Origin of the sequence: Dyadobacter fanqingshengii, assembly GCF_023822005.2 — a bacterium.
GTDB lineage: Bacteria > Bacteroidota > Bacteroidia > Cytophagales > Spirosomataceae > Dyadobacter > Dyadobacter fanqingshengii.
Genome location: NZ_CP098806.1, coordinates 4787370 through 4799704, shown reverse-complemented (window position 1 = coordinate 4799704; position 12335 = coordinate 4787370). Strand labels below are relative to the sequence as shown.

General features: G+C 44.4%; 11 protein-coding genes. 3 read left to right on the top strand and 8 right to left on the bottom strand.

Translation table 11 applies throughout. From position 1 onward, the window contains the following. Entirely contained in the window at positions 1 to 1908 is a 1908-nt protein-coding gene (locus NFI81_RS20035; protein ID WP_234615340.1) for a M56 family metallopeptidase, read from the top strand. Positions 1909 to 1962: 54 nt separating this feature from the next. Here NFI81_RS20035 and NFI81_RS20030 read toward each other — a convergent pair whose 3' ends face one another. From NFI81_RS20030 to NFI81_RS20010, 6 genes are all read right to left on the bottom strand, one after another. Then, positions 1963 to 3030: a ferredoxin--NADP reductase gene (locus NFI81_RS20030; RefSeq protein ID WP_234615341.1), complete on the bottom strand. Its 1068-nt coding sequence runs from the start codon at positions 3028 to 3030 to the stop codon at positions 1963 to 1965. A gap of 97 nt (positions 3031 to 3127) precedes the next feature. Then, positions 3128 to 4357, bottom strand: a complete 1230-nt coding sequence (locus tag NFI81_RS20025) for a pyridoxal phosphate-dependent aminotransferase (protein WP_234615342.1) — start codon at positions 4355 to 4357, stop codon at positions 3128 to 3130. A 121-nt stretch (positions 4358 to 4478) separates the two neighbouring features. After that, entirely contained in the window at positions 4479 to 4685 is a 207-nt protein-coding gene (locus NFI81_RS20020) for a prevent-host-death family protein (RefSeq protein WP_234615343.1), read from the bottom strand. After that, entirely contained in the window at positions 4685 to 4942 is a 258-nt protein-coding gene (locus NFI81_RS26530) for a type II toxin-antitoxin system RelE family toxin (RefSeq protein WP_374759490.1), read from the bottom strand. Before NFI81_RS26530 ends, NFI81_RS20020 begins: the two co-directional genes overlap by 1 nt. A 90-nt stretch (positions 4943 to 5032) precedes the next feature. Beyond that, the gene (locus NFI81_RS20015) at positions 5033 to 6196 is read right to left on the bottom strand and encodes a BamA/TamA family outer membrane protein (RefSeq protein ID WP_234615344.1); all 1164 of its coding nucleotides are present in this window, start codon (positions 6194 to 6196) and stop codon (positions 5033 to 5035) included. A gap of 192 nt (positions 6197 to 6388) precedes the next feature. Continuing rightward, positions 6389 to 7600, bottom strand: a complete 1212-nt coding sequence (locus tag NFI81_RS20010; protein ID WP_234615345.1) for an NADP-dependent isocitrate dehydrogenase — start codon at positions 7598 to 7600, stop codon at positions 6389 to 6391. Between the two features lie 159 nt (positions 7601 to 7759). Here NFI81_RS20010 and NFI81_RS20005 point away from each other — a divergent pair, with 159 nt between their 5' ends. Together NFI81_RS20005 and NFI81_RS20000 are read left to right on the top strand one after the other, a co-directional pair. Next, positions 7760 to 8338: a 5-formyltetrahydrofolate cyclo-ligase gene (locus NFI81_RS20005; protein ID WP_234615346.1), complete on the top strand. Its 579-nt coding sequence runs from the start codon at positions 7760 to 7762 to the stop codon at positions 8336 to 8338. Between the two features lie 150 nt (positions 8339 to 8488). After that, positions 8489 to 9499 carry an aspartate-semialdehyde dehydrogenase gene (locus tag NFI81_RS20000; protein WP_234615347.1) on the top strand — a complete coding sequence of 337 codons (1011 nt, stop codon included), beginning with the start codon at positions 8489 to 8491 and terminating at the stop codon, positions 9497 to 9499. A 60-nt stretch (positions 9500 to 9559) separates the two neighbouring features. Here NFI81_RS20000 and NFI81_RS19995 read toward each other — a convergent pair whose 3' ends face one another. Together NFI81_RS19995 and NFI81_RS19990 are read right to left on the bottom strand one after the other, a co-directional pair. Continuing rightward, positions 9560 to 10777 (bottom strand): NADH-quinone oxidoreductase subunit D, encoded by a 1218-nt coding sequence (locus NFI81_RS19995; protein ID WP_234615348.1) that lies wholly within the window; start codon positions 10775 to 10777, stop codon positions 9560 to 9562. A gap of 2 nt (positions 10778 to 10779) precedes the next feature. Further along, complete coding sequence (locus tag NFI81_RS19990; protein WP_234615349.1) at positions 10780 to 12297, bottom strand: glycoside hydrolase family 10-like protein; 1518 nt, start codon at positions 12295 to 12297, stop codon at positions 10780 to 10782. Between the last annotated feature and the right edge of the window lie 38 nt (positions 12298 to 12335).

Below are 12335 nucleotides of genomic sequence, written 5' to 3'. Positions count from 1 at the left end.
ATGAAACTGATCCAAAACCTTCTTTCTGACGCTGCCGTCACTTCTTTCGGATGGACATTGATCCACTCGTTCTGGCAGGCCACATTTATTGCGATTCTTGCTGTCGCAACTTTTTATTTGCTTCGCCGCAAATCTGCCAACCTGAAATACATCGCTGGCGTAGGATTTCTGTCGGCTCAGGTTTGTGTATCCGCACTCACATTTATTTATTATCATTTTAAAGCAACCTCAACGGCATTCGTTAGCGCAAGTATAACCGGCACGCCTAGGGAAATGCTACACCTTGCAAGCTCCACAGCCAGCCGTGCCGTGAATTTGAAACTGCCGCTTTCCTTCAAAGTACAAATGTGGCTTTCTGCCCATATTAACGAGCTTGTGATTTGCTGGCTTATTGGCGCGGCCTTTCTGCTTTTGCGTTTTGCCGGCGGATGGATTTTTACTGAAAGACTGCGTATGAAAGCAAACATTGTCATGGACAAAGAGTGGCGCGCGCGATTTGGTGTGATGACTGCGAAAATGAACATTACGCAATCCGTAGAGTTTCGTGAAACAGCCAAAATTGTAACGCCCATGGTCATTGGTGCGCTTAGCCCAGTTGTTCTCATCCCTATCGGACTGCTTTCAGGATTTTCTACTGCGCAAGTGGAAGCAATTTTAGCGCATGAACTGGCGCATATCAGACGTAATGATTATCTGATCAACATGCTACAATCATTTGTGGAAGTTGTTTTCTTTTTCCACCCCGCCATTTGGTGGTTGTCCGACCGCATCCGTGCGGAGCGAGAACATTGCTGCGACGACATTGCATTAAGTGTTTGCGGAGATAAAATGTCATTGGCCCACGCATTGGTAAAAGTGGCCGAATGGCAGCATACGCCTGGTTTTGCCATGGCATTTGCTTCGAAAAAACCGTTGTTGCTGCAAAGGGTGCAGAGAGTTTTGGGTTTAAATCCAAAGCCTGCAAGAACGCTGGGAAATCTGCCGGTTATGCTTTTTGCTTTAAGCCTTGTTATTGGTGTTTCGGTTTATGCCGTGGCGCAGAAAAGCGAAAAAGACAAAGCAAAAAAATCGGTGCAACATGCGACCAAGAAAAGACAATCCCCTCATAAATATCCAACAAGAGATCATTCTATTGCTGAATTGGACGAAATTGAACCGGTTATAGAACTGGCCGACATTGAAATTCCTGAAGTAAATGTCCCTGAATTTGATATTCCCGAATTTGACATTCCTGATATCGATCTTTCGGGCATAGAGCCTGGTCCATTTTTGGACGACTCGACCCAGAAGAAAATGAACGAGATCCACCGCAAGTTGCAGGCATTACAAGCGGAAATGGAGCCTTATAATCAGCGCATTGAGGAAATTAATCTGGAAATGGAAAAATACAGGTTTGACGTTGAGCGCGTGCAACGCAACATGGAAAAGCTTGACTGGAAAAAGGAAGGCGCTTTGGAACTCCGGGAAGATTTGATGGAAAAAAGATCATCGCTTTTGGAACGGTCGCGTTCTAATGATGCTAAAACCAATGAAGCAGAACTGGAAAAGCAACTTGCTGATTTTGAGCAACAAATTAAAGCGCAAGAACAAGTTATCTCTGAGTTAAATGCCCAGATCGCTTCCACAAGAAAGGAAACTTTGAATGCTGAAGAGCCTATTCGCAATCTTGAAAAAGAAGTCGACGGCATTCGCGAGAAAATGGAAACGATTAGCGAAAAGATGGGACTAGAATCGCGTGGGCTTGCCAAATATGAGGCGAGATCAATGCAAAAGCCCAGGGTCGCGAGAGTTCCGCGAGCAGCAAGAGCCACTTCCATCCGCAACGGTCAGGCTCCACCACCACCGCCAGCTCCTGCAAAACCTGCAAAAGCACCACTGGCACCTAAACCACCGATTTCTAATAAATGAAAACAAAGCGGGCAATGTGAACATTGCCCGCTTTGTTTTTAAATGCCTATTCTTTTACTCCACTTCAATAATCACATCATCGCTCATCGGATGACTCACGCAGGTTAGAATAAACCCTTCGTTCAATTCAGCCTCCGAAAGTGCGTCTTCTTCATCCAAATGTACTTTTCCGGAAGTGCACCTGCCCAAACAGGCCGTGCACATTCCCGCCTGACAAGAATATGGTAAATCAATATCCATATTTAACGCGGCTTCGAGAATTGTTTCGTGCGGTTTTACCGGCAGCTTATATTCCGCTCCTTCGTAAAACAATGTAATTTCGCGCGTCTTTAATGTATCATCTTCCTCTTCCAAAGTCACTTCGCCAGGTTGTGCGGCAGTTGCCGTCATAAAGCTTTCTTTACGGATCTTGTTTTCGGGAACCGCCAAAATGGCTAATGCCCTATGCGCCTCCTCCATCATATCTTCCGGCCCGCAAAGAAAGAATTCCGCTTCGGATTTATTCAATGTCGGTAACTTCTCAACGATTTTGAGCAGATGGCTTTTATTCAATCGCCCTTTTTCCCCTTCCCAGGATTCGGAAGGTTGACTTAATGTATGCACCACTTTGAAACGCGCTCCATATTTCGCTTCCAAAGCGTCTATTTTCTTTTTAAAAATAATGCTTTCTTCGCTCCTGCTGCCATAAATAAGAAAAACTTCACTTTCCGGCTCCACCATTAAAATGGATTTCAAAATTGAAAACAATGGTGTTACACCGCTTCCTGCCCCTATAAAAACAACTTGCCGCGTCTGATCATCACTTTGTTTTGGAAAAAACGCGCCCATGGGCTCCATAACTTCCAATGTATCACCCACTTTGACCGAATCAAGCAGCAAGTTGGAGGCATAGCCGCCGGGGACTCTCTTTATGGTAATGGCCAAAGAAACATCCGTGTAAGGCGAGCTCGACATGGAATAGGAACGCCTTATTTTTTTGTCATCAACCGGCAAAAGCAAAGTCAGGAATTGTCCGGGCCGATACGCCACCACTTCATTCAGCGGATGCCAAAAATGCAGCGTCGAAGCCTCCTCAGTCTCTTTCTCTATCTCCTTAACCTTTAAAAAATAATACTTACTCATTGATACAGATATTGCGATTAACGGCCGGTTCCGTTTGCCCGGGAATACAAAAGCCTCACAGGTAACACCTATGAGGCTTTTATGATTTCAATTTTTATTATTTTAAAGTCGCTACTGCATCCTTAATGCGTTGAACAGCTTCAACAAGCGATTCGTCAGCAGCCGCGGTTGAGATCCGGATGCAATCGGGTGCCCCGAAGCCTGAACCAGCCACTGTTGAAACGTATGAGTTGTTCAACAACCAGTTTGAAAAATCATCCGAGTCATTGATCTGCGTCGTGCCGTCCGATTTTCCGAAGTAATAACTTACATCAGGAAATGCGTAGAATGCTCCCTGAGGCATATTTACCTTAAATCCGGGAATCTCTCTCAACAAACCAACAACAAGATCGCGACGACGGGCATACGCCTTTGTCATTTCGATTGTCGGCTCCATAGGACCGTTGAACGCAGCCGTTGCCGCTTTCTGTGCAATGGAGTTGGTTCCGGAAGTAACCTGGCCCTGCAATTTTTCAACGCCATCAGCAATCCATTTCGCAGCAGCCGTAAACCCGATTCTCCAACCGGTCATTGCATAGCCTTTTGCCACACCATTCACGGTAATGACGCGGTCTTTTAATGCCGGAATGGACCCAATGCTAAAATGCCCTTCGTCTGTGAAGTTGATATATTCGTAGATTTCGTCAGCCAAAACATAAATGTCTTCATGTTTTTCAATCACTGCCGCGATTTCTCTTAATTCTTTTTCTGAGTAAACCGCTCCTGTTGGATTGTTTGGAGAAGCATACATTACGATTCTGGTGCGTGGCGTAATGGCAGCTTCCAATTGCGCAGCGGTTACTTTGAAATCGTTATCGAATTCACCATTGACCACAACTGATTTTCCCTCAGCCAGTTTCACCATTTCTGAATAACTCACCCAGTAAGGCGCAAAAATTACAACCTCGTCGCCTGGATTAATCAAGACCTGGATCACATTAGCCAATGAATGCTTCGCTCCTGTTGAAACTACTATATTCTCTGGTTTCCAATCTATATTATTGTCGCGCTTTAACTTATCAGCAATTGCCTTTCGCAGATCAGGATAACCTGCAACCGGAGAATAACCATGAAAACCATCATCAATGGCTTTCTTAGCAGCCTCACAAATGTGTGCGGGCGTCTTAAAATCCGGCTCACCTACGCTCAGACTGATTACTTTGTGGCCTTGTGCGGCCAATTCGCGTGCCATTTTAGTCATCGCAAGCGTCGAAGATTCTTCGAGTGCGTTGATCCGGTCGGCCAATAACCGGGGTGCAACCTGGGTTTGCTCTGCTACTGCGGACATTGCAACAATAATTTAGTTAAAGAAGGTACTGCGATCTGTATGAACAAATTGCCCGCAAAGGTACGTGTTTTTTAGAAGTTGTATTGTGTAATGCGAAGAAAGATTTGTCAGAAGTATTGAATTAAAGGCCCAGCTCCGCTTTAACCTGGTCGAGTGAGTGCCAGTTTTTGTTTTCTGACTTGATTTTTACTGCTTTTAAATAATCTGCCAGGTCTTCAATGCTGTCAAATTCCGACAATTCTTTTAGCAGCGATTCGTATTCATCTATGGGTAAAACCGCAAACTTTGGCCTCCCCGACTCTTCAATTATTTGCGCATGTAAATTCATTAGTAAATGTGTTTTCTGTGACCAATATCAATAACCTCAATTATCCTCAACGCGTCTTCCTTGTCGAATAAAACACGGTAGTCACCAACTCTTAATCGATAAATTGCCAAGGGATGATTTTGCAGACGTTTTATGTTTCCTGCAAGATTAGGAGCTTTTGACAACTCTTCCAGTTTATCCAGAATTCTGGTAGAGTCTGTCTTAGGAATACTTTTCAAGCTCTTTAAAGCTCTGTCAGTGAAAATTAATTGAAACATTATCTAACAATAGTGTGCTTCAATAAAGTTACACATCCTTTATGAAATGCCAAAGAAAAGCCGAACTCGCATGGCTATTAGCTCTTGAAATCAAAATACTTCCCCCAAATTCACAAACAGCCCCCTAGACCCCTTCATCCCGAATCCATAATCAATAGCCACATTTGCCCTTGATTTTTTATTGACTTTTATGCGTAGCCCAACGCCGCCGCCAGGAGCGACTTTGGTGAAATTATTTGAGGGCCAGTTGGAAACGCTTTGGGCGTTGCAGAAGACGACGGCGCCTATTAAGCCGTTGCGGGTGAGAGACATACGGTATTCAGTTTCGAAATATAACAATTTGGGACTGCGGAAACGGCCCTGAATGTAGCCGCGGCCCATAGCGGTTGCTGGATCCCAGCCGGTGCTGGGAAGATCGAGATAGGGCGCTTTGCCACTTACAACCAGCCAGTTATAATTCCAGAATGCAAGTGTATTTCTGCTGCCTTGCGGGAAATTGAAATATTTTCGGATATCGACAATCACTGAGCTCCAATTACTAGTGCTATTAAGCTTTTTAAGGCTTGCCCGATATTGCACGCTAGTGTAAAAGCCTTTTTCGGGATTAATAGAGTTTGTACGGTTGTCGTAAACCAATGTTGCTACCGGCCCGGCTGAAACTGATTTCGGTGTCAAACCGTATTTCGTAACGTCTGGATTACTCTCTTCCTGCCGGATGCGCCAGCGATAGTCATAAAAAAAACCGATTCCGGCATAGAATGACTCGGTCACTTTTTTCAAAATTGTCTGATGCAGTCGAACGTGCTTATAATCAATCTGGGAAGCATCACTTAGTTCACTATCAGGCCCGAGACCGTAAGTATCCTGCGGATATTTGAAATAACGCCAATCTGTCAGGATATTGAGATCGTTATCCCTCGTCCAGATGCTGGCTTGCAGCGGAATAGTGATTTGTTTGTACTGTGTGTAAATGAAGTTTGCAGTAATGCTGGATAGCCTTGTTTTGTGCGGATCGCTCGAATAAAACGCGGAATTCACATTCATTGACCCAATTAGACCAGAGGTTAATGTATAGCCAAATGCCGGAACAATAGAAAACAAGACTTTCCCCGTTTTCAAAACCGTATCCACCTTTACCGAATCTTGCCGGTGTTTTTTTCGCAAGCCTTTAAGCACGTCAATAATGTCCTTTTGCAAAACAATCTTCTCGACCGAGTCCGCCTTGGCGACAGGTTGCTCGTCAGGTATTTGCATTGGCCGGCTATATGATTCCACACCTGTGAATGACAGGTAAAGAAACAGCATCATTATGCTTAGAAAATGTGGTTTCAACTTATTATGGGGGTAATATTTATAACGAATTATAGTATACCAAAATGATACCTAAACAAAAACGCCACCGATTCGCAATGAATCAGTGGCGTTTTGTAAACGATTATCAGTGAATTATGCCAATGCAGCTTTCAGATTTTCATCAATTGCATCAAGGAATTCCTCTGTATAAAGATAATGCTCACCGTGCTTCACATCATTTCCGTGGATGTTCACAGCAAGGTCCTTCGTCATTTTGCCGCTTTCAACCGTTTCAACACACACTTTTTCAAGTGCAAGACTGAAATCGATCAATGGTTGGTTATTGTCCAACTTTCCACGGAAAGCCAAACCGCGTGTCCATGCGAAAATGGATGCAATTGGATTTGTAGAAGTTGGCTTTCCTTTCTGATGCTCGCGATAGTGACGTGTTACCGTTCCGTGCGCAGCCTCAGCTTCCATTGTTTTGCCGTCCGGTGTTACCAGAACAGAAGTCATCAATCCCAAAGAACCGAAACCCTGTGCAACTGTATCCGACTGAACGTCACCGTCGTAGTTTTTACAAGCCCAAACAAAGTTTCCTTCCCATTTCAATGCAGAGGCAACCATGTCATCGATCAAACGGTGCTCATAATGCACTTTTCCTGCATAATCGCTTTCGTAAACTTCCTGGAAAATATCCTTGAAGCGACCGTCGTATTTTTTAAGAATTGTATTTTTTGTCGAAAGGTAAAGTGGCCATCCTTTGTCCAAGGCAACATTGAAACAAGCATAAGCAAATCCACGGATCGACTCGTCAATGTTGTACATTCCCATCGCAACGCCCGGGCCTTTGAACTGATACACTTCGTGCTCGATTACTTGTCCATCTTCGCCTTCAAACTTGATAGTAAGCTTTCCTTTTCCAGGAACAACAAAATCAGTTGCTTTATATTGATCACCAAACGCGTGACGACCAACGATGATAGGAGCAGTCCAGTTTGTTACCAAACGAGGCACATTGCTCATTACGATCGGCTCACGGAAAACGGTTCCGTCCAGAATGTTACGGATTGTTCCGTTTGGTGATTTCCACATTTGTTTCAAATTGAACTCTTTAACGCGGTCTTCATCCGGTGTAATGGTTGCGCATTTGATACCCACACCATATTCTTTAATCGCATTGGCTGCATCTATGGTAACCTGGTCGTTCGTTTCATCGCGGTATTCCACGCCTAAATCGTAATATTTAATATCCAGTTCCAGGTATGGCAGAATAAGTTTTTCTTTAATAAACTTCCAGATAATTCTGGTCATTTCGTCTCCGTCAAGCTCCACTACGGGATTTGCAACTTTAATTTTGCTCATGTCTTGTTTATAAACTATGGTTAAAGATTTTAAAATGCGAGCGTGAAAGTACGAACAATAGCGTAAAAAGGCGAAAAAAGGACAACATTGTTAAGGAGTTAACTTTGGCAGCCTTAGTCTAATTTTCGATATTGCCGTTTGATATAAAACCGAGAAATAATGGATAAGGCTTCGTTACGCAGGGATTTCCTTCAAAAACGAATGAATCTCACAAACGATGAAGTTTCAGCCAAGAATGATCTTATCACTCGAAATCTTATTGAATCGATCGCGATAAATGGCGGCGAGACAGTTCATATTTTTTTACCCCAAATCAACAAGAAGGAAATCGACACCTGGAACATTATCAGGCAGTTACAGACGTTCTTTCCCAAAATTCGAATTGTTGCTCCCTATGTCATTCCAAAACCAAAGGAAATGGAACATTATGTGCTTGATGCGCAAACCCGCCTAAATGACAACCAATGGGGCATTCCGGAACCCGATCCCTCAACCTCTCGACCGGTTTATGTTGAAGAAATTGACATTATTTACATTCCCTTACTAACCTTCGACGAACGGGGATATAGAGTCGGTTATGGCGGCGGATATTACGATCGGTTTTTAGCCAAATGTCGCCCAAATGCTGTGAAAACAGGGCTTTCATTCTTCGAGCCCGTTACGAGCATTGTCGACATTAACGAATATGACATTCGCATGGATGCTTGCATAACACCTGAAAAAATATGGATTTGGTGATGCAATTCATTTTTTTGTCCTGAATTCCAGCGCATAAAATGTAAAAATCCACATTCATTCTAAATTTCCTCGTAAATTTGCGGCACTTTTCAGCTGCTCAGGCGGAGAAAGGGAATCAAATTTCTATTCACTTTTTATCTTAATGCTAGAATGAAAATCGCAGTAGTAGGCGCTACCGGTTTGGTAGGCGGCGAAATCCTCAAAGTGCTCGAAGAGCGTAATTTCCCGGTGACGGAATTATTAGCCGTTGCATCTGAAAGATCTGTTGGTAAGGAAGTTACATTCAAGGGTAAACAGATAAAGGTGATTGGATTTGAGGAAGCCATTGCAGCCAAACCTGAGATAGCGATATTTTCAGCAGGCGGCGGCACGTCATTGGAACTTGCGCCTAGATTCGCAGAAGCCGGCATTACAGTGATCGATAATTCCTCGGCATGGAGAATGGACCCGACCAAAAAACTGGTCGTTCCTGAAATTAATGCGGGTGAATTGACAAGAGAAGATAAAATTATTGCAAACCCAAATTGCTCAACCATTCAAATGGTGGTGGTTTTGAATCCTTTGCACCAAAAATATAAAATCAAACGCGTGGTGGTTTCCACTTATCAGTCGGTAACCGGAACGGGTAAGGCTGCGGTTGACCAGCTTTTCTCAGAACGCGCCGGCGACCATAGCAAAGGAAAAGTTTACCCGCATCAGATCGACCTGAATGTATTGCCGCACATTGATGCGTTCCTGGATAACGGCTACACGAAGGAAGAGATGAAAATGACCAACGAAACGAAAAAGATCATGGGCGACGACAGCATTGCAGTAACTGCAACAACGGTTCGTATCCCAACCATCGGCGGTCACTCAGAGGCAGTTAACATTGAATTCGAGAATGAATTTGATATCGACGAAGTACGCCGGATTTTGAGCGAAGCGGAAGGTGTAATTTTGCAGGATGATCCTAAAAAAGCACTTTACCCAATGCCATTAACGGCTCACGGAAAAGACGAGACTTTTGTTGGCCGCATCCGCCGCGACGAATCTCAGCCTAAAACATTGAACCTGTGGATTGTAGCAGACAATCTTCGCAAAGGCGCTGCGACAAACACCGTTCAAATTGCTGAGTTTTTAGCCAAGCACGATCTGGTAGGCGTTGCGCAGGCTGTTTAAGGACTTCTAAAAGAATATAATATAAAGAAGAGCTGCTGAAAGGTGGCTCTTTTTTTGCCCCTACCTGTCCACCTCTCCCATTACAACATCAATAGAACCGATAACAGCCACTAAGTCGGCTAGTAACGACCCTTTTGTGATTTCACCAATCACAGACAGATTATGGAAACAACAGGATCTGGCTTTGCAGCGAAAGGGAATATCGGAACGGCCATCGGTCCTGAAAAAGAAGCCCAGTTCACCTTTTGGACTTTCGCCCCGAACGTAAAAATCCATTGCTTTTGGCCGTATTTTCTTGGGTACAATGGCCTGCGGATCAAAATCACGGGTTCGTTTGTAATTTCCGGTAAGCTGTTCGAGACTTTGCTCAATCATTTTCACCGATTCCCAACATTCCAATACACGCACCCATGTACGATCCCAGCAGTCGCCGGTTGTTCCCATTTTCCCTTCTCCAATGGGAATTTCAAAATCCAGTTCGGAATAAACGGAGTAACCGTCCACTTTTCGGAGATCGTAACGCAAGCCTGAGCCGCGCAGCATTGGGCCTGTGCAACCGTAATTGATAGCAACCGGCAATGGCAGCACACCAACATTCGCTGTGCGTTGGATAAAAATTTTATTGTCGACTACAAGTTGCTGTAACTCTGTTAACTTGGGTTTCAGATATTTGATAAATTCCTGGCAACGCTCTTCAAAACCAACAGGTAAATCGTAGAATAAACCCCCTATCCAAATGTAATTATAGAGCATTCTTGCACCGCAAGTCCATTCCAGCAAGCGGAGGATCTGTTCCCGGTCACGCATCATCCACAGGAACGGCGTATAAGCTCCGATGTCCATGGCGTAAGTCCCTAATGCTACGAAATGTGAGGCCAGCCGGTTCAATTCCGCGACGACCACGCGAATGTATTCAATGCGTTTTGGGATATCATTTTCAATGCCCAGCATTCTTTCCACCCCCATCACATATGCATGCTCCGAATTCATGGCCGCGACGTAATCCATACGATCCACGTAAGGGATAATCTGATTGAAAGGCAGTGATTCCGCATGTTTCTCAAAGCATCTGTGCAGGTAACCCACATGCGGGATAACGTCAACAATGATTTCACCGTCTGTCACCACTTCCAGTCGCAGAACCCCGTGTGTACTAGGATGTTGCGGACCCATATTCAAAACCATTTCCTCTCTACGAAGATTTTCGTACTTGTATTTCGTAGGGACCGAAACGGCCAGATATTCGGGTTTATATTCGTATTGGATAGTATTGCTCATAGTTAGAATCTCACAAGCTTTTGATCATGGACTTCCACTTTCAATGGCCCAATGGGTCGCCCCTCATTATGCAGCCTATCAACCGCCGTTACATAATATATGTAACGCTTTCCTGACTCAGCCGTCAAATCGATAAATTTCTCTCCCTCATAACACATGCCAAGAATGCGTCTGGGATCATGTGCTGTGGGTTTTTCTTCAGGCGCAAACCGATAAATAACGTAATACCACGCCCTGTCACCATCGGAGGCAGCTTCCGGCCGTTCCCAGGTTAGCTCAATGCCTTTTAATAATAATGTTGCTTTCAGACTTCTTGGCGATAATGGTGCAATCCGGTCTTTCCATGGCATAGTCGGCACCAGGGAAGGATAGCGGAAAAAATTACCCCGAAGCGAATCCACAAAGCCTAGGCTGTTTGCACGCAACGAGCGCGAACTGAAAAAGATAGCCCCATCCGTTTCACTCTCTCTGAAATAACGAACCTGATTGGGTATTTCGAGCGGATTAGACCAATGTTTGTCTTTATCCTTATAACCGACCCGATAAGCGCCCATTCCTATATATAGATGTCGTTCATATGAATTCTCCGTCCACCAATCGACCAGATTTTTGTAAGGAACGCGAGAAAATCCCGAGGAAAAGTAAACCTGCGGCGCAATGTAATCAATCCAGCCTTCCTTAATCCATCGCCTGCTATCCGCAAAAAGGTCATCATAGGAAGCTAATGCGCCAAAAGTTTTCGATCCTTCCGCATCCCGGTCTTTATTTCTCCAGACACCAAAGGGGCTGATGCCAAATTTCATGCGAGGCTTTACCGCTTCGAGCCCATCGTGAATTTGCTTGACCAATAAATCAATGTTATGCCTCCTCCAATCAGCCTTGTTGGCAAAACCTTCTCCATATTTTTGAAATGTTGCTTCATCCTGAATAACCTGTCCCGGAGCCGCGTATGGATAAAAATAATCGTCAAAGTGGATTCCATCCACATCGTAATTTTTGGCAACATTGACGGTCATATCCGTGATGAACTGCCTTACTTCCGGAATTCCGAAATTGAACAGCTTATAACCGTCGTAACTCAGGATCCACTCCGGGTGTATCTTACTGATATTTTCAGCCGAAACGCTGGTAGAAGATTTGTGAACCAAGCGATTCAGGTTAAGCCATGCATGAAATTCAAGGCCCCGCTTGTGTGCTTCACTGACCATAAAATCCAATGGGTCCCACATGGGGTCCGGCTGCCTGCCCTGCCGCCCGGTTAACCATTCCGACCAGGGTTCAGCGCTTTTGGCATAGAACGCATCGCCGGCCGCGCGGACCTGAACGAATACGGCATTCATTCCTACTTTTTTATGAAAATCCAGCAGTGCTGAAAACTCCTGCTGCTGTTCTCCTGGTACGAGATTTTTGCTGCTAGGCCAATCAATATTATCAACAGTAGCTATCCAAACTGCCCTGAATTCCCTTTTAGGAGGGAAAATTTCTTCAGTTTCGGCACTTTGAGCAATGCAACTTTCCATTATAAAAAGGAGGAATGTAAAGGAAAGCGCAACTATTT

Coding starts and splice junctions, on each gene's coding strand:
- NFI81_RS20035 (WP_234615340.1), top strand. CDS start 1: ATGAAACTGATCCAAAACCTTCTTTCTGACGCTGCCGTCACTTCTTTC.
- NFI81_RS20030 (WP_234615341.1), bottom strand. CDS start 3,030: ATGAGTAAGTATTATTTTTTAAAGGTTAAGGAGATAGAGAAAGAGACT.
- NFI81_RS20025 (WP_234615342.1), bottom strand. CDS start 4,357: ATGTCCGCAGTAGCAGAGCAAACCCAGGTTGCACCCCGGTTATTGGCC.
- NFI81_RS20020 (WP_234615343.1), bottom strand. CDS start 4,685: ATGAATTTACATGCGCAAATAATTGAAGAGTCGGGGAGGCCAAAGTTT.
- NFI81_RS26530 (WP_374759490.1), bottom strand. CDS start 4,942: ATGTTTCAATTAATTTTCACTGACAGAGCTTTAAAGAGCTTGAAAAGT.
- NFI81_RS20015 (WP_234615344.1), bottom strand. CDS start 6,196: ATGCAAATACCTGACGAGCAACCTGTCGCCAAGGCGGACTCGGTCGAG.
- NFI81_RS20010 (WP_234615345.1), bottom strand. CDS start 7,600: ATGAGCAAAATTAAAGTTGCAAATCCCGTAGTGGAGCTTGACGGAGAC.
- NFI81_RS20005 (WP_234615346.1), top strand. CDS start 7,760: ATGGATAAGGCTTCGTTACGCAGGGATTTCCTTCAAAAACGAATGAAT.
- NFI81_RS20000 (WP_234615347.1), top strand. CDS start 8,489: ATGAAAATCGCAGTAGTAGGCGCTACCGGTTTGGTAGGCGGCGAAATC.
- NFI81_RS19995 (WP_234615348.1), bottom strand. CDS start 10,777: ATGAGCAATACTATCCAATACGAATATAAACCCGAATATCTGGCCGTT.
- NFI81_RS19990 (WP_234615349.1), bottom strand. CDS start 12,297: ATGGAAAGTTGCATTGCTCAAAGTGCCGAAACTGAAGAAATTTTCCCT.